18 protein-coding genes are annotated in these 16,791 nt (G+C 61.2%); 10 read left to right on the top strand and 8 right to left on the bottom strand.

Annotated features, from left to right (window positions below; translation table 11 throughout):
* Positions 1–58 precede the first annotated feature (58 nt).
* From trkA to CN933_RS27155, 5 genes are all read left to right on the top strand, one after another.
* Positions 59–1,435, top strand: a complete 1,377-nt coding sequence (gene trkA, locus CN933_RS27175; protein WP_018097796.1) for a Trk system potassium transporter TrkA — start codon at positions 59–61, stop codon at positions 1,433–1,435.
* Positions 1,436–1,446: 11 nt separating this feature from the next.
* Complete coding sequence (locus CN933_RS27170; RefSeq protein ID WP_018097795.1) at positions 1,447–2,310, top strand: D-amino-acid transaminase; 864 nt, start codon at positions 1,447–1,449, stop codon at positions 2,308–2,310.
* A gap of 100 nt (positions 2,311–2,410) precedes the next feature.
* Positions 2,411–2,653 (top strand): RNA chaperone Hfq, encoded by a 243-nt coding sequence (gene hfq / locus CN933_RS27165; RefSeq protein WP_003535434.1) that lies wholly within the window; start codon positions 2,411–2,413, stop codon positions 2,651–2,653.
* 6 nt (positions 2,654–2,659) lie between these two features.
* Positions 2,660–4,057: a GTPase HflX gene (gene hflX / locus CN933_RS27160; RefSeq protein ID WP_018097794.1), complete on the top strand. Its 1,398-nt coding sequence runs from the start codon at positions 2,660–2,662 to the stop codon at positions 4,055–4,057.
* A 255-nt stretch (positions 4,058–4,312) separates the two neighbouring features.
* On the top strand, positions 4,313–4,603 hold the full coding sequence (locus CN933_RS27155) for a GIY-YIG nuclease family protein (RefSeq protein ID WP_026168898.1): 291 nt from the start codon (positions 4,313–4,315) through the stop codon (positions 4,601–4,603).
* Between the two features lie 151 nt (positions 4,604–4,754).
* On the opposite strand, the gene mazG is transcribed toward CN933_RS27155, so the two are convergent.
* Positions 4,755–5,588, bottom strand: coding sequence for a nucleoside triphosphate pyrophosphohydrolase (mazG, locus tag CN933_RS27150; RefSeq protein ID WP_018097791.1), 834 nt, complete (start codon positions 5,586–5,588; stop codon positions 4,755–4,757).
* 3 nt (positions 5,589–5,591) lie between these two features.
* Positions 5,592–6,179, bottom strand: coding sequence for a deaminase (locus tag CN933_RS27145; RefSeq protein WP_018097790.1), 588 nt, complete (start codon positions 6,177–6,179; stop codon positions 5,592–5,594).
* A gap of 221 nt (positions 6,180–6,400) precedes the next feature.
* On the opposite strand from CN933_RS27145, the gene cysG reads away from it, so the two are divergent.
* The 5 genes from cysG (at position 6,401) to CN933_RS27120 (ending at position 11,349) form a co-directional block, all read left to right on the top strand.
* Positions 6,401–7,858, top strand: coding sequence for a siroheme synthase CysG (gene cysG, locus CN933_RS27140; protein WP_018097789.1), 1,458 nt, complete (start codon positions 6,401–6,403; stop codon positions 7,856–7,858).
* Between the two features lie 10 nt (positions 7,859–7,868).
* Entirely contained in the window at positions 7,869–8,186 is a 318-nt protein-coding gene (locus CN933_RS27135; protein ID WP_018097788.1) for a DUF2849 domain-containing protein, read from the top strand.
* 14 nt (positions 8,187–8,200) lie between these two features.
* Complete coding sequence (locus CN933_RS27130) at positions 8,201–9,874, top strand: nitrite/sulfite reductase (protein WP_018097787.1); 1,674 nt, start codon at positions 8,201–8,203, stop codon at positions 9,872–9,874.
* 17 nt (positions 9,875–9,891) lie between these two features.
* On the top strand, positions 9,892–10,392 hold the full coding sequence (locus CN933_RS27125) for a DUF934 domain-containing protein (protein ID WP_018097786.1): 501 nt from the start codon (positions 9,892–9,894) through the stop codon (positions 10,390–10,392).
* A 144-nt stretch (positions 10,393–10,536) separates the two neighbouring features.
* On the top strand, positions 10,537–11,349 hold the full coding sequence (locus CN933_RS27120; RefSeq protein WP_018097785.1) for a ferredoxin--NADP reductase: 813 nt from the start codon (positions 10,537–10,539) through the stop codon (positions 11,347–11,349).
* A 235-nt stretch (positions 11,350–11,584) separates the two neighbouring features.
* On the opposite strand, the gene CN933_RS27115 is transcribed toward CN933_RS27120, so the two are convergent.
* The 6 genes from CN933_RS27115 to CN933_RS27090 all read right to left on the bottom strand — a co-directional run bounded on the left by CN933_RS27115 (position 11,585) and on the right by CN933_RS27090 (position 16,624).
* On the bottom strand, positions 11,585–11,872 hold the full coding sequence (locus CN933_RS27115; protein ID WP_018097784.1) for a type II toxin-antitoxin system RelE family toxin: 288 nt from the start codon (positions 11,870–11,872) through the stop codon (positions 11,585–11,587).
* Positions 11,862–12,107, bottom strand: coding sequence for a type II toxin-antitoxin system Phd/YefM family antitoxin (locus CN933_RS27110; RefSeq protein WP_026168897.1), 246 nt, complete (start codon positions 12,105–12,107; stop codon positions 11,862–11,864). Before CN933_RS27110 ends, CN933_RS27115 begins: the two co-directional genes overlap by 11 nt.
* Positions 12,108–12,345: 238 nt before the next feature.
* Entirely contained in the window at positions 12,346–13,122 is a 777-nt protein-coding gene (locus tag CN933_RS27105; RefSeq protein ID WP_018097782.1) for an amino acid ABC transporter ATP-binding protein, read from the bottom strand.
* Between the two features lie 17 nt (positions 13,123–13,139).
* Positions 13,140–14,294 carry an amino acid ABC transporter permease gene (locus CN933_RS27100; protein ID WP_018097781.1) on the bottom strand — a complete coding sequence of 385 codons (1,155 nt, stop codon included), beginning with the start codon at positions 14,292–14,294 and terminating at the stop codon, positions 13,140–13,142.
* Positions 14,295–14,298: 4 nt separating this feature from the next.
* Positions 14,299–15,492, bottom strand: coding sequence for an amino acid ABC transporter permease (locus tag CN933_RS27095; RefSeq protein WP_018097780.1), 1,194 nt, complete (start codon positions 15,490–15,492; stop codon positions 14,299–14,301).
* Positions 15,493–15,598: 106 nt separating this feature from the next.
* Positions 15,599–16,624, bottom strand: a complete 1,026-nt coding sequence (locus CN933_RS27090; protein WP_018097779.1) for an amino acid ABC transporter substrate-binding protein — start codon at positions 16,622–16,624, stop codon at positions 15,599–15,601.
* Positions 16,625–16,791 lie beyond the last annotated feature (167 nt).

Genomic DNA, 16,791 nt, shown 5'->3' with positions numbered 1-16,791 from the left:
CTTTTCCTGGAAATGCTCTAGAGCCACTGCAGATCCGTCCCAGAGGTAAGGAACAGCAATGAAGGTGATCATATGCGGGGCAGGGCAGGTCGGCTACGGCATCGCCGAGCGGCTGTCGCGCGAGAATAACGACGTTTCGGTGATCGATACGTCGGCCGCGCTGATTGCCTACATAACCGAGACGCTGGACGTGCGGGGTTACGTCGGCCACGGGGCGCATCCGGATGTACTGGCGAGGGCGGGCGCCGATCAGGCCGACATGCTCATCGCGGTAACGCTGTACGATGAGGTCAACATCGTCGCCTGCGAAGTAGCGCATGCGATATTCAACGTACCGACCAAGGTCGCCCGCATTCGCGCGCAGAGCTATCTGGCGCCCGAATATTCCGACCTCTTTTCGCGCGAGAACGTCCCGATCGACGTGACGATCTCTCCGGAAATCGAGGTAGGGCGGCTCGTGCTTCGGCGTATTTCCTTTCCCGGTGCCACCGACGTGGTGCGCTTCGCGGATGATCGGATCGCGATGGTTGCGATCGAATGTATGGAAGACTGCCCCGTCGTCGACACGCCGCTGCAGCAATTGAGCGAGCTCTTTCCCGATCTTCACGCGACCGTCACCGGTATCTTCCGGGATGGCAAGCTGATAGTTCCGCATTCCTCCGACCAGTTGAAGACCGGCGATCTCGCCTATGTGGTCTGCGACCGCGACCATGCCCGCCGCACGCTGGCGCTCTTCGGCCATGAGGAACAGGAGGCGCGGCGGATCATCATCCTCGGCGCCGGCAATATCGGCTATTTCGTCGCCCGAACGATCGAGGAACAGCAGCCGCGCATGCGGGTGAAACTCGTCGAAAACGACCGTGACCGCGCCGTGCTCGTCGCCGACAAGCTCAACAGCACGGTGGTCCTCCACGGCTCGGCCATGGACCAGCGGATCCTGGCGCAGGCGGATGTCCAGGAGGCGGATCTCGTCGTCGCGCTGACGAATAACGATCAGATCAACATCCTCGGAAGCATGCTTGCCAGGAGGCTGGGAGCGAAGTCGACCCTCGTGCTGATCAACGAACCCGCCTATCAGGACTTCGCCGGCGCCGCCGGTGTCGATGCCTATATCAATCCGCGCGCCGTCACCATCTCGCGTGTGCTGCAGCACGTGCGAAAAGGCCGCATCCGGTCGGTCTATGCAGTGCAGAACGGCATGGCAGAGGTGATCGAGGCCGAGGCGCTCGAAACCTCTCCGCTGGTCGGCAAGGCGCTGCGCGAGCTCGAATTGCCGGAGGGCATCCGCATTGGCGCGCTCTATCGCGACAAGGCCTATGTGCGCCCGGACGGCAACACGCGGATCAAGGCGAAGGACCGCGTGGTCCTCCTCGCGGCCGCCGAGACCGTCCGCGATGTCGAACAGCTCTTCCGCGTCAGCATTCAATATTTCTGAGGGCCTCAGCCATGCCGAGAATCGCCTATGTCAACGGCACTTACGTCCAGCACGCCGAAGCCGCCATTCACGTCGAGGACCGCGGTTACCAGTTTGCCGACGGCGTCTACGAGGTCTGCGAGGTGCGCCACGGCTTCATCATCGACCTGACCCGGCACCTCGATCGCCTTGGGCGATCCCTGGGCGAGCTCAGGATAGGCTGGCCGATGAGCCGTGCGGCGCTGATCCATGTCATCCGGGAGGTGCTGCGCCGAAACAGGGTCCGCAACGGGCTCTTCTATCTGCAGGTGACCCGCGGCGTCGGGCGGCGGGATCATGTTTTCCCTGATGCGGACACGCCGCCGTCGATCGTCGTCACCGCCAAGCGCACGGACCCCGGCGCGATCGCCCGGAAGAATGCCGAGGGCATATCTGCCATAACGGTGCCGGAGAACCGGTGGGACCGCGTCGACATCAAGAGCGTCGGCCTTCTCCCGAATGTGCTTGCCCGTCAGCGGGCGAAGGAAGCGGGCGCGCAGGAGGCGATCTTCGTCGACGTGGACGGCACGGTCAAAGAGGGGGCGGCGACGAATGTATGGATCGTGGACCGTGAAGGGACGTTACGCACCCGCCCGGCGGAGAACGGCATTCTGCGCGGCGTGACCCGCACCACCCTGATGGACGTAGCCAAGCCGCTGGGCCTCAAGATCGAGGAAAAGGCCTTCTCCGTGGAAGAAATGCTCGCGGCGCGGGAGGTCTTCATCACCGCTGCTACCAGCATCTGCTTTCCCGTCGTTTCCGTGGACGGAAAGACGATCGGCAACGGTCATCCGGGAAGCATAGCACAGAATATTCGCGAGGCCTTTTTCGACATTGCGGAAAAGACGGTGATTTGATACCAAACCCTGCGGAGGTGCCGGGATCGTACGTGACACCTTAAGAATTAACAAAATGCACCGGCGCAAGAACGCCGGCAAATAAGAAAGAAGCGGCGCGATGGCGGAACGTTCTCAAAACTTGCAGGATCTCTTTCTCAACACGGTCCGCAAGCAAAAGATTTCTTTGACCATTTTCCTCATCAACGGCGTCAAGCTGACGGGTGTCGTAACATCGTTTGACAATTTCTGTGTGCTGTTGCGCCGCGACGGTCATTCTCAGCTCGTCTACAAGCACGCCATCTCGACGATCATGCCGGGCCAGCCGTTGCAGATGTTCGAGAATGAGGAAGCTGCCTCCTGACGGGGTGTGAGGAACATTACCAAGCGTGATTCAAAATCGTCGTCGATCATTCCGGAGCTCGAGACGCTCCGTGATGACTCGCGTGCCGTCGTCGTCGTTCCGATCCTGAAAAAAACCGGGAAGGCGTCTGCCGACATCGTTGCGCAGCCCGCCACGCGTTCGGACGAAAGCCGGCTGGAGGAGGCGACGGGCCTGGCGCTCGCCATCGACCTCGACGTCGTTCACGGCATGATCGTTCCCGTCGCCCAGCCGAAACCGGGCACGCTGCTCGGCACCGGCAAGATCGAGGAGATCGGCCACGTTCTGAGCGAGAAGGATGCGGGGCTGGTGATCGTCGATCACCCGCTGACGCCCGTCCAGCAGCGCAATCTCGAGAAGGAATGGAACGCCAAGGTCATCGACCGCACCGGCCTCATTCTGGAGATCTTCGGCCGGCGCGCCTCCACCAGGGAGGGCACGCTGCAGGTCGATCTCGCACATCTCAATTATCAGAAGGGTCGCCTGGTCCGCAGCTGGACGCACCTCGAACGGCAGCGTGGCGGCGCGGGTTTCATGGGCGGGCCCGGCGAAACGCAGATCGAGGCCGACCGCCGGCTGCTGCAGGACAGGATCGTCAAACTGGAGCGCGAGTTGGAGCAGGTGCGGCGCACGCGCCAGCTTCATCGGTCGAAGCGCAAGAAGGTGCCGCATCCGATCGTCGCGCTGGTAGGCTATACGAACGCGGGCAAATCGACGCTTTTCAATCGGATGACCGGGGCCGGTGTGCTCGCCGAGGACATGCTCTTCGCCACACTGGATCCGACTCTGAGGCGGCTGAAACTGCCGCATGGGCGTATGGTCATCCTCTCCGACACCGTCGGCTTCATTTCCGATCTGCCGACGCATCTGGTCGCCGCCTTCCGGGCGACGCTGGAAGAGGTACTCGAGGCCGACCTGGTCCTGCATGTGCGCGATCTGTCCGATCCGGATAATCAGGCGCAGGCAAGCGACGTGCTGCGTATCCTGGCCGATCTCGGCATTGACGAGAAGGAGGGGGCCGAGCGCATTGTCGAGGTTTGGAACAAGATCGACAAGGTCGAGCCGGAAGTGCGCGAAGCGCTGGTGAAGAAGGCCGCGAGCGCCGACAACACGGTCGCGGTTTCGGCCATGACCGGCGAAGGTGTGGACGATCTTCTCGCTGAAATAGGCCGGCGTCTTTCGGGCGTCATGACCGAGTGCACCGTCGTTCTGGGTCTCGATCAGCTACAGTTGCTGCCTTGGGTTTACCAGCATGCGATCGTCGACGGCCGCGAAGATCTCGAAGATGGGCGCGTGAGCCTGGATCTCCGTCTGACGGAGGGAGAGGCCACGGAGCTCGAGAGACGGCTGGGCAACGGCCCGAAGGCCGTCCAAGAGGATTGGTAGCATCCTGGCGTATTGCGCCATTCCCTGATTTCCCGCACGGCCATGAGAAGTTTTCCGAGGGCCTTCCACCCTCATCCCTCTGCTCGTCACAGGGATGAGAGCAGCGCCGCGTCTGCGGCGCGAAAGAGTCTTTCCAGTCCAATGACTTGGCCTGGCTGGATTCCTGTGACAAGCACAGGAATGAGGGCCGGGGAGGTCTGGGCGCTACAACTTCTGCTTGCGAATATGCGAGAGAATGGTCAACCTTTCACGCAAATGAAAGGTTACGTCTACATTCTCGCATCGAAGCGAAACAGGACGCTGTACACGGGCGTAACCCGGGACCTGCCGCGCCGCCTCCTGGAGCACCAGAACGATCTGACACCTGGGTTCACGTCCAGATACGGCGTGAAGACCTTGGTGTGGTTTGAGGAGTTCGACCTGCTGACTTCCGCCATCATGCGGGAGAAGACGATGAAGAAATGGCCGAGGAAGTGGAAGCTTCAGTTGATAGAAGAATTGAACCCGGAATGGGAAGATATCTCTCACTATCTTCACGGTTTATGAAACGCGCCGAGGGCCGCACCCTCTCCACCCTCATCCCTGTGCTCGTCACAGGGATCCAGCAGCGCCGCGTCTGCGGCGCGGAAGAGTCTTTCCAGCTGGATTCCCGTGACAGGCAGATACAAGGAACGGCAATGACGCAGCGGGCACAAGCCTAGGTCAGCTGCCTTTCGATAGCCTTCGCCGCCTGCCAGAGTTCTTCCATGCGCTCCAGCGATGCCGCGTCGAGCGTTTCGCCTCCGGCTTCCAGTTCCTTTTCGATGTGTCCGAAACGGCGCCGGAACTTGGTATTGGTGCCGCGCAGCGCCATTTCCGGATCGGTGCCGACATGGCGGCCGATATTGACGAGCGCGAAGATCAGGTCGCCGAGCTCGTCCGCGACCTTCCCCCGGTCACCGTCTTTCAGTGCCTGCCGCAGCTCGCCGATCTCCTCCTCGACCTTGTCGAGGATCGGCTCAGGCTCGGACCAGTCGAAGCCGACTTTTGCCGCCCGTTCCTGCAGCTTCAGCGCTTCGACCAACGCGGGAAAACTGCGCTGGATCGAGCCGAGATGGCCGGCATGCTCCTCTTGCGACGCGCCGCGCTGCAGGCGCCGTTGTCGCCGGTCGGCTTTCTCGGCCTGCTTGATCTCGTCCCATTGCAGCTTCACCGCCTCGGCGGTGTCGGCGTCGGAGCGGGCGAAAACATGCGGATGGCGGCGGATCATCTTCCGCGTGATGGCTTCGACGACGTCGCCGAAGGAAAACGCGCCGGCTTCCTCGGCCATGCGTGCGTGAAACACCACCTGCAGCAAAAGGTCCCCGAGTTCGTCGCACAGGTCGTCCATATCATGACGCTCGATCGCGTCTGCGACCTCGTAGGCCTCTTCGATCGTGTACGGCCGGATCGTATCGAACGTCTGCACGACGTCCCAAGGGCAGCCTGTCTCCGGATCGCGGAGCGCGGCCATGATGTCGAGCAGGCGTTGAATGTCGCGGGAGGCTTCCATGGCTCAGTTCAGCGGTATGGCGTTGGTGTCTTTGCTCGCCTGATAGGTATCGGACAGACGATCGTAGCGTGCCCGGATGCGGGCGTCATGGCCGGTGAGCCGCTGCCGCGTTTCCGGATCGGTCTCCTGCATCAGTGTCGCGATGGACGCCGATTTCCAGAATGCATTCTGCCGGGCGTAGCCGCCCGGTTCGAGGCGGAAGACCTCCTTCAGGATTTTCAGGTCATGCGGGATAGCGAAGCTGTCGCGCGAATCCTCGTGGCTGAAGAAGTAGTAGAAGTTATCGAAACCTGCCCAGGTGATCGCCGAGAGACACATGGAGCAGGGCTCATGCGTCGACAGGAAGATCAGCTCGCGCGTGTCCGGCGTCTCGGCCATCTCGTAGAAGCGCTTGAGCGTGTGCACCTCGCCATGCCACAGCGGATTCTCGGTCTCGTTATTGGTTTCGGCCAGTACCAGCGACAGATCGGACTTGCGCAGGATAGCGGCGCCGAACACCTTGTTGCCGTCGGCTACGCCCTTCTCGGTGAGCGGCAGTATGTCCTCTTCGATGACGGTCAACAGGCGCTCTGCCAGTTGGGTTTGTCTCATGTCTCGGTCTCCTGCTTGAGCCGGCATTTAACGGAGGTCGACCACCCGGCGCAATGGCCGAACCACCGGTGGTTCAGGGCTCCGGAGATATTTGCTCAAAAAGATCGGCTGTCGAGCAAAACAATACGTGACCGGAAAAGCATTGAAATTTCTGTTCCTTCAATTGTTGCGGCCTATAGGGGATATTCGCCGCAGCCTGCAAAAGGAGCCGTCCCCTCGTCATGTCGCAGAAATTGTCCGTCTTTCCGGCATTCTTTCGCGTCGCGCAGAAAAGCGTGGCGGTGTTCGGCAATGGGGACGAGGCCTTCGCCAAGGTGCGGTTGCTGCTGAACACCGAGGCGCGCATCGTCGCCTATGCGGATCGGCCGGAACCGGCATTCGAGGCTTTTCTGGATGCCAACAATATCGAGACCGTGCGCGAACCCTTTGGGGCTCATCAGGTGGAAGGCGCCGTCCTCGTCTTTGCCGCAACCGGCGATGCGGCGCTCGACCGCGTTGTCGTGACTGCGGCGCGTGAGCGGAAAATCCCCGCAAATGCCGTGGACCAGCCGGACTATTGCGATTTCCTGACGCCGGCACTCGTCAACCGGGCGCCCGTCGCAGTTGCGATCGGCACAGAAGGGGCAGGGCCGGTTCTGGCTCAGATGATCCGCGCGCAGATCGATCAATTGCTGTCGCCGTCGCTGGGTATCGTTGCCTCTCTGGCAGCCAACTATCGCGACGCCGTCGACCGCCTCGTGCCGCGCGGCGTCGCTCGGCGTGTTTTCTGGCGCCGCTTCTTCTCGGGGCCCGTGGCGGATCACGTCGCGGTCGGCGATCTTGCATCCGCACGCCGGGAGGCCTCGAAGCTTCTGGATGCCGCGGGCGGCGTGGCCGGCCATGTGTGGCTGGTCGGCGCCGGGCCGGGCGCCGAAGACCTGCTGACGCTCCGGGCGCAGCGTGTGATGATGGAAGCGGACGCCATCGTCTATGACGCGCTGGTGCCGCAAGCGATCGTTGACATGGGCCGCCGCGACGCCGAGCGGCTTTCGGTCGGCAAGCGCAAGGGCTGCCATTCCAAGTCGCAGGACGAGATCAATCAGTTGCTGGTGAAGCTTGCCGGCGAAGGCAAGCGCGTCGTCCGGCTGAAATCCGGCGACCCTCTGGTCTACGGCCGGGCAGGCGAGGAAATGGCGGCGCTGCGTGACGCCGGCATCAGCTACGAGGTGGTGCCGGGGATCACATCGGCCTTTGCAGCGGCCGCCGACTTCGAACTGCCGCTGACGCTGCGCGGCGTGGCGTCGTCGCTGGTTTTCACGACGGGCCACGATTTGACAGGCAGCGTTCTTCCCGATTGGGCGCGACTGGCCGTTTCCGGCGCGACGATTGCGGTCTATATGGGCCGTACCGTTGCGGCTTCCGTCGCCTCGCGGCTCATGCAGGCCGGTCTGCCGCAGGACACGACCGTCGCTGTCATCGAGAATGCGAGCCGTGCCGAGCGCCGTCTCCTGCACGGAACGCTCCGCGATCTGCCGGACCTCGAGGCCCGCACGGAATTGGACGGGCCGGTCATGGTGATCATCGGCGAAGCGGTCGCGGGCGCGAATTTCGAACGCTCCGAGCCGCTTACGGCCGGCCGCATCAAGTATAGCGGTGCCGGCAAAGTTTCAGCGAAACGCACCGAACAGATTTGGAACTGAGGACGACGCGATGGTGGAAAAGGTTCTGACGGCAAACCGTCTGGCGGATGGCATTTCCGTCTGGCTCGACGCTTCCGGCAACTGGGTGGAGTCGTTGCAGGATGCCTTCGTCGCTCGCCATGCGGAGGCCGTCGCGGCCCTGGAGGCGACCGGAAAGCGCTCGTTCGACGAGAATAAAGTGGTAGACGTCAACGTTGTCGACGTCGAGGAAGTCGACGGTACGCTGCGGCCGTTGCGCATGCGTGAGCGGATCCGCGCCGAAGGGCCGTCGATCCCCTACGCTCCCGGATATAGTGGGCTTGCAGGCCCAAAGAATGTTGCTGCCTGAGGACCTGAGAAGCCATGTATCGTTACGACGAATTCGACCACGCCTTCGTTTCCGCACGCGTCGAGCAGTTCCGGGACCAGGTCCAGCGGCGGTTGTCCGGTGAACTCGCGGAGGATGCGTTCAAGCCGCTGCGCCTGATGAACGGCGTCTATCTGCAGCTCCATGCCTATATGCTCCGCGTCGCCATTCCCTATGGTACGCTCTCGAGCCGGCAGATGCGGATGCTCGCCCATATCGCCCGCAAATATGACCGCGGCTACGGACATTTCACCACCCGCCAGAACATCCAGTACAACTGGCCGCGCCTTTCCGATACGCCTGATATCCTCCAGGAGCTGGCGAGCGTGGAGATGCACGCGCTGCAGACCTCCGGCAACTGCATTCGCAATGTGACGGCGGACCATTTCGCCGGTGCCGCTGCGGACGAAGTCGCCGATCCGCGCCCCTATGCCGAAATCCTCAGGCAATGGTCGAGCGTCCATCCGGAGTTCTCGTTCCTGCCGCGCAAGTTCAAGATCGCGGTGACCGGCGCCGAGCGCGACCGCGCAGCCATTCAGGTGCATGACATCGGCCTGCACCTGAAGAAGGACGAGAATGGCAAGCTTGGCTTTGCCGTCTATGTCGGCGGCGGGCAGGGCCGCACGCCGCTGATCGCCAAAAAGATCCGTGACTTCCTGCCGGAAGAGGATCTGCTTTCCTACACGACCGCGATCATGCGCGTTTACAACCTTCATGGTCGCCGCGACAACAAGTACAAGGCGCGCATCAAGATCCTGGTTCATGAGACCGGTGCCGAGGAACTGGCCCGTCAGGTGGAGGTCGAATTCGCCAATCTGAAGGACACGGAACTGAAGCTGCCGGATGCGGATATCCAGGCGATTGCTGCTTATTTTGCGCCGGCGATGCTGCCGAATCGGCCCGAGGGCTGGGGCAGTCTCGCCCACTGGAAGAAGGCCGATCCGGAATTTGCCCGCTGGGTGCACCAGAACGTTCAGCCGCACAAGCATCCCGATTACGGCATGGTAACGATCTCGCTGAAGCCGATCGGCGGCATTCCGGGCGACGCGAGCCACGAACAGATGGATGCGGTCGCCGATATCGCCGAGGAATATGCCTTCGACGAGATACGCGTCAGCCATGAGCAGAACCTGATCCTGCCGCATGTGGCGCTGGCGGACCTCGAGCCGGTCTATCGCGCCCTGGTCGCCGCCGGCCTCGCCACCGCCAATGCGGGGCTGATCACCGACATCATTGCCTGTCCCGGGCTCGACTACTGTGCGCTTGCCAATGCACGCTCGATTCCGGTCGCGCAGGAGATTTCGAACCGTTTCGGCTCGCCCGAGCGGCAGGCCGAAATCGGCGAGCTCAAGATCAAGATCTCCGGCTGCATCAATGCCTGCGGCCATCATCACGTCGGCCATATCGGTCTTCTGGGCGTCGAGAAGAAGGGCGCGGAGCTCTATCAGATCACGCTCGGCGGCTCCGGTGATGAACATACATCGATCGGAGAGATCATCGGCCGCGGCTTCGAGCCGGAAAGAGTGACCGACGCGGTGGAGACGATCGTCGACACCTATCTCGGCTTGCGCCGAGACAAGTCCGAGACCTTCCTCGAAGCCTATCGCCGGGTGGGGCCGCAGCCCTTCAAGGACGCGCTCTATGGCGGCGGTGCTCAGGCGGCGGCGTGATCAAAGGACAGCATAAGATGACGAAAATCTGGAAAGAAACGGGCTTCGTGAACGACGATCCCTGGGTGATCGAAACCGACGAGACCAAAGCCGGGTCGAACGAAAAGGCGATCCTGAACATCGACGCCTTCCTGGCTGCGGTTGCGGAGAGCGATGCCTCGGAGCTTGGCGTTCTGATCAACCCCGCAGACGACGTGATGCGTCTTCAGCCCTATCTCGAAAGGATAGCGCTGGTGGCGGTGGCATTTCCGGCTTTCAGCGACGGCCGGTCCTTCAGCCATGCTTCGCTGCTGCGTTCGCGGCTCGGCTACCAGGGCGAAATTCGCGCCGTCGGCGACGTGCTGATCGACCCGATCCCGCTTATGCTGCGTTGCGGCGTCGACAGCTTCGCCGTAACCAACGCCACGGCGATCAAGCGGCTTTCGGAGGGCCGGCTGCCGGGCATTTCCAACCACTACCAGCCGACGGCAAAGCCGTCCGTCAACGCCAATTCCTACAGCTGGCGCCGCGTCTCGTGAGCGGCGCGGCCGCGACAGTGTGAAGCAAGCCGAAATCCTCGAAAGCGACTATATTTGGAAGGGATTTCCTTTCAATTCGGCATGGGTTGGAATATCCGCTTGTAGTTGATAAACAGCGTCACCATTTATAGGACTGTGGTCACGATGAATGCTCCGGCAAAAAAAGAAGATTTCGCGGTACAGGCTCCGGCAGGCGTCTTCGCTGAAACGGTGACGAGCGTCGAACACTACACCGACCGGCTCTTCCGCTTCCGCATGACGCGCCCGCAGGAGTTCCGCTTCCGCTCGGGCGAATTTGCGATGATCGGCCTGATGGTTGGCGACAAGCCCGTTTATCGTGCCTATTCGATCGCGAGCCCGGCCTGGGACGAGGAACTGGAATTCTTCTCGATCAAGGTGCCTGACGGACCGCTGACGTCGCATCTGCAGGGGATCAAGCCCGGGGACCAGGTGCTGATGCGCAAAAAGCCGACGGGCACGCTGGTGCTGGATGCGCTCGTGCCTGGCCGCAGGCTCTATATGTTTTCGACGGGCACGGGTATCGCGCCTTTTGCGAGCCTCATCCGCGACCCGGAGACCTTCGAGAAGTTTGAGGAGGTCATCCTCACCCACACGTGCCGCGACGTGGCGGAGCTGAAATATGGCTTCGACCTTGTCGAGGAAATCCGCAACCACGAATTCCTGAACGAGATCGTCGGCGACAAGCTCCGGCACTACGCGACGGTGACGCGTGAGGAATATCCTTTCAAGGGCCGGATCACCGACCTGATGACCAACGGCAAGTTCTTCGCCGACCTTGGCCTCCCGCCGCTCGATCCCGCGATCGACCGCGGCATGATTTGCGGCTCCACTGCCATGCTGAAGGACACCAAGGAAATCCTCGAAGCCGCCGGCCTGACGGAAGGCGCCAACAACAAGCCGGCAGAGTTCGTCATCGAACGTGCGTTCGTCGGCTGATCCCTGCCGCCGAGGGCATAGCGTCGCCCTAGAGCATTTCAAAGTTTCATAGAAACACTGAAATGCTCTAATCTGGAGGTGCTCTAAAGAAATTTCGCCCCTCATCCGCCTGCCGGCACCTTCTCCCCGCAAGCGGGGCGAAGGGATTCGTGGCGGGCGTTCCGGCTGCGTCCGGAAGTACGTAGTTTCAAAAGATGGGAGCGCTTAGTTGGCCTATGATGCGAGGTCCGGCGATCTAACGCCCGCGTGCTCGCATTGTGTTGTAGACGTCCCCCCGTTCTCGCTTCCCGACTGCCACGACCAACACAATGACAGTGCCATCATCGACCCTGTAGACGAGACGGTAGCCAAGCTGTCTCAGTTTGATTTTGTAGTGGTCGGGCATTCCGCTTAGCGCGGCGCTCGGAATGCGGGGACGCTCCAATCGCTCACGCAGCTTCTTTACAAACTGCTGCCGGATCGTCGCGCCTAACTTGTCCCATTCCTTTCGAGCAGACGGCAGGAATTCGAGGCTATAGGGCATCGATATCGACCGGCTCGCCCTTTTCCTCCGCTCGCTCTTTCACGAGCTCGGCAAGATAGAGATCGTCCAGCCGCTCAAGCATGGATTCGTAGACCTCGGCAGGCACCAGATAGGCCATGACGCGATTGTGGTTCAGCACGGCCACGGCTTCGCCTTGGGCCTCGCCCATTACCGCCGTGGGACTCTTCTTCAAGTCGGAAACGCTCACGGCTACAGAGGCTTCTACACGCTGCATAATGCCCTCTTACTCAAGACCGTTGGTGGAACCTTTTTCAGTACCATAATTGGTGCGTTTTAGCAACCTGGAGTCCGTAGATCAGATCCCGGGCTCGCCCTCTTTGCCGGCGAGACAAAACGAACCAGGGCTGATATTTCGGCCTAGAACGGCAGGCTTCTGCGAGGTCTCGGCCTGCAGTTCAAACGAAACGGCCCGCCGTAAAAGCGGGCCGCAGTCATTTCGAGCGGTTGGAGGATCAGTGCAGGATCTGGCTGAGGAACAGCTTGGTCCGCTCGTGCTGCGGATTGTCGAAGAACTCGGCCGGCGAGTTCTGTTCGACGATCTGGCCCTGATCCATGAAGATCACGCGGTTGGCGACCTGGCGGGCGAAGCCCATTTCGTGGGTGACGCAGATCATGGTCATGCCTTCCTCGGCGAGTCCCACCATGGTGTCGAGCACTTCCTTGACCATTTCCGGGTCGAGCGCAGAGGTAGGCTCGTCGAAGAGAAGGATTTTCGGCCGCATGCAAAGCGAGCGGGCGATGGCGACGCGCTGCTGCTGACCGCCCGAAAGCTGGCCTGGATATTTGAGCGCCTGCTCCGGAATCTTCACGCGCTCCAGGAAGTGCATCGCCACCTGCTCGGCTTCCTTTTTCGGCATCTTGCGGACCCAGATCGGCGCCAGCGTGCAGTTTTCCAGGATCGTGAGATGCGGGAAGAGGTTGAAGTGCTGGAAGACCATGCCGACTTCCCGGCGCACTTCGTCGATCTTTTTCAGGTCGTTGGTGAGTTCGATGCCGTCGACGACGATCTTGCCCTTCTGGTGTTCCTCGAGCCGATTGATGCAGCGAATCATCGTCGACTTGCCGGAGCCCGACGGGCCAGCGACGACGATGCGCTCGCCGCGCATGACCCTGAGATTGATGTCGCGCAGCACGTGGAAATCACCGTACCATTTGTTCATGTTGGTGATTTCGATCGCGACATCCGTCGTCGAGACGGCCAAGTTCGGTGCAGTGGCGGTATTTGCCATTTTCTTTTCCCCTTTTTTTACCGCTGGCTTCTGTCGAGCAGGCGTTCCATGAAGCCTGAATAGCGTGACATGCCGAAGCAGAAAAGCCAAAAGACGAAGCCCGCGAAGATAAGACCGGTCAGCGGCGTGACGGCGCTGGCCCAGTTCGTATCGCTGAAGTTCAGGCGAACGATGCCGAGCAGGTCGAACATGCCGATGATCGACACGAGCGATGTGTCCTTGAATAGGCCTATGAATGTGTTGACGATACCGGGAATGACCAGCTTCAGGGCCTGCGGCAGGACGATGAAGCCCATTTTCTGCCAATAGCTGAGCCCCAGCGAATCGGCGCCCTCATACTGGCCCTTCGGAATTGCCTGCAGACCGCCGCGTACGACTTCCGCCATATAGGCGGAGGCAAAGAGCGACACACCGATCAGGGCGCGCAGGAACTTGTCGAAAGTGACGCCCTGCGGCAGGAACAGCGGCAGCATGACGCTGGCCATGAACAGCACCGTGATCAATGGAACGCCGCGGATGACTTCGATGAAGACGGTGCACAGCATCTTGATCACCGGCATGTTCGACCGGCGTCCAAGCGCCAGCAGGATGCCGAGCGGCAGCGAAACTGCGATGCCGACGAAGGAGAGGACCAGGGTGACCATCAGGCCGCCCCAGAGCGGCGTTTCGACATAGGTGAGGCCGAACCAGCCGCCGGGCAGGAGGATCGCCGCAAGGATAGGCAGGGCGACCAGCAGCAGAAGCGCGTTCAATCCCTTGTATGGGATTCTCGGTATCAGCATCGGCACCAGCAGCAAGACGAAAAGGATGCCGACGAGCGCCGGACGCCAGCGCTCATCGAGCGGGTAGCGGCCAAAAAGGAACTGGGCGAATTTCGCGTTGACGAAGGCCCAGCAGGCGCCGCTCCAGCCTTCCGGCTGCGTGCCGCCTTGCGAGAGCGTGGCACAGACGCCGCGGCCGCCCCCGGTCCAGGCGGCATCGATGAAGAGCCACTGGATTGCCGGCGGCACCAGCCATGCCAGGATGAGCAGGCTGATGATCGTCAGGGCCGTGTCCTTGGGCGTGGCGAACAGATTTTTTCGCAGCCAGGAGACGACACCGCTTTCCAGCGACGGGGCAGGCGAAGCTTCGATCATCGAAGCGCGAACGAAAGAGGCCTGATTCGTGCTCATGATCTCACCTCTCCACCAGCGCCATTCGGGCGTTGTACCAGTTCATGAACAGCGACGTCGCGAGGCTCAGGCTGAGATAGACGATGAGCCAGATGCTTACGATCTCGATCGACTGTCCGGTCTGGTTGAGGATGGTGCCGCCGACGGCGACGAGGTCGGCATAACCGATGGCAACCGCCAGCGATGAGTTCTTGGTGAGGTTGAGATATTGACTGGTCAGCGGCGGAATGATGATGCGCATCGCCTGCGGCACGACCACGAGGCGCGTCGTCAGCGCCGGGCGTATGCCGAGCGCATGCGCCGCCTCCGTCTGCCCCTTGGAAACGCCGCGGATACCGGCCCGGACGATTTCGGCGATGAAGGCTGCCGTGTAGAAGGAAAGCGCGAGGAACAGCGACATGAACTCCGGTCCGACGACCGAACCGCCCGTGAGGTTGAACTTGCCCGCCACGGGAATGTCGAAGGTGATCGGCGCACCGGTCACGAGAAAAGTGACCAGCGGCAGGCCGATGATCAGTCCGAGCACGGTCCACAGGACGGGAAGGCGCTCGCCGGTCGCCAACTGCCGTTGGCGCGCGTAACGGGCAAAGAACACACTTGCGGCGACGGCGATAACAAAGGCGAGGAGCGTGTATCCTGCACCCTCTTCGGCAATCGGCCTCGGAAAGGCGACACCGCGATTGCTCAGAAAGATATCGAAGGGCAGGGCAAGCGCATCTCGTGCCTGCGGCAATATCGAAAGCACCCCACTGTACCAGAAGAATATGACGAGCAGCGGCGGGATGTTGCGGAACACCTCGACATAGGCCAGCGAGAGCTTGGCGATGATCCAGTTATGCGAAAGGCGTCCGATGCCGACGATAAAACCGATGATCGTCGCCGTGATGATTCCGGTAATTGCGACGAGCAACGTGTTGACGAAGCCGACCAGCAAGGCGCGGCCATAGGTGGAATCGCTGGTAAATGAAATCAGCGATTGTCCGACATCGAAGCCGGCGCGGCTTCTAACGAAGTCGTAGCCGGATGCGATGTTCGCGCGTCTCAGGTTGTCGACGGTGTTATCGACGATCCAGTAGATGAGCGCTGCGAGGATGATGATGGTGATTGCCTGATAGAATATCCCGCGCACCTGAGGATCGTTGATGATCGATCCCGAGGACGTGCTTCGTTCAGGCGCGTTGGTGACGCCAATGGCCATGCAATGCCTCTTTCCCCTAATCCATCCTTACGGATGTTCCCGTTATCGGGTTTTTATCGTTGATCGGGGGAACGGCCGCGGCCATCCCCCCGACATCCGCGTCCGATCAGCGGACCGGCGGCGCGTACTGGAGACCGCCCTTGTTCCAGAGGGCGTTGAGGCCGCGCTCGATCTTCAGCGGGCTGCCTGCGCCGATGTTGCGGTCGAACACTTCGCCGTAGTTTCCGACTGCCTTGACGATATTGACCGCCCATTCGTTGGTGAGGCCGAGGTCCGTGCCGATCTTGCTGTCGGCCTCGACGCCAAGGAAGCGTTGAACGTCGGGGTTCGTCGACTTCTTCATTTCTTCGATATTGGCCTGGGTAATGCCGAACTCTTCGGCCTGGACCAGGGCGTAATGAACCCAGCTGACGATGTCGAACCACTGATCGTCACCCTGGCGGACCGCCGGTGCGAGCGGCTCTTTGGAGATGATCTCCGGCAGAACGATGTGGTCATCGGGCTTCGAGAGGGTGAGGCGCAGCGAATAGAGGCCGGACTGGTCGGTCGTATAGACATCGCAACGGCCGGCGTCGTAGGCAGCGTTCACTTCCTCGAGTTTCTCGAAGACGACCGGATTGTACTGCAGATTGTTCGCCTTGAAGTAGTCGGCAAGGTTGAGCTCGGTCGTCGTGCCGGTCTGAACGCAGACGGCGGCGCCGGAAAGCTCGAGGGCGGACTTCACGTCGAGTTCCTTGCGAACCATGAAGCCTTGGCCGTCGTAGTAGTTGACGGGACGGAAGTTGAAGCCAAGCGCGGTGTCGCGGTTGATCGACCAGGTCGTGTTGCGCGCAAGCACGTCGACTTCGCCGGATTGCAGCGCCGGAAAGCGTTCCTTGGCGGAGAGCGGCGTATACTTGACCTTGCTGCCATCGGCGAAGATCGCAGCCGCAATCGCCTTGCAGTAGTCGACGTCGAAACCGCTCCAATTGCCCGAGGCGTCAGGGGCTGCGAAACCGGCGAGGCCGGTATTCACGCCGCACTGGACGAAGCCTTTGGCCTTCACGTCGTCGAGCGTCGCGGCGGATGCCGCATGTGTGCCAATCCCCACGACAGCAGCGCCAACGAGAGCTGTCAGAATTCTTCTTGCCATTTTTTCGAACCTTTTCGGTTGTCGTTTTTCGCGTCTGCACGGTAGCGCTCTCTTGGCGCGTGCAGCCTCAGCCACCCTCCTGGCCTGAGTAAAAACTATCTCATGCTCAAAATCTGGAAGGGTCAAGAGACGTGGCCGATTTTGTGATCTTCCATGTGAAAAACGTG

Source organism: Sinorhizobium sp. M4_45 (genome assembly GCF_002885915.1).
GTDB lineage: Bacteria > Pseudomonadota > Alphaproteobacteria > Rhizobiales > Rhizobiaceae > Sinorhizobium > Sinorhizobium meliloti_A.
This window is presented reverse-complemented; position numbering and strand designations above follow the sequence as displayed.